The 289-nt window shown below is 41.5% G+C and carries 1 protein-coding gene; it reads left to right on the top strand.

What is annotated here, in order from left to right:
• Positions 1-289: hypothetical protein (locus tag SM755_RS23430; protein ID WP_323174806.1), on the top strand; the 289-nt coding region annotated here is incomplete at both ends.

The following is a 289-nucleotide window of genomic DNA, read 5'->3' as shown; positions in this document are numbered from 1 at the left end:
TCTGACGACTCATTCTCTTCTGTTGAGGAACAACTCAAACAGGAACTCGAAAACTACGTTGTTCTTACACGTCAAAGCAGTGCTGGAGATAACACCAAGGAAGTGAAAATCGTTGTTTCCACCCCAGTAACCCAAGGAGAAAGTGTTGAAGTTACCATGAAACCATCAAGAGTTAATGGCTATCCACAGGTATCCGTAAACAATGAACAAATCACCCTCAAACAAGATGGAGATTCTGAAACCTACCACAAACAAGTAACAGTTCTTGGTCTCCCCAACAAAGAAGTAT

Source organism: Natrialba sp. PRR66, assembly GCF_034808065.1.
Classification (GTDB): Archaea; Halobacteriota; Halobacteria; order Halobacteriales; family Natrialbaceae; genus Natrialba; species Natrialba aegyptia.
Note: the sequence above shows the minus strand (reverse complement) of the source record. Positions and strands in the feature narration are given on the sequence as shown.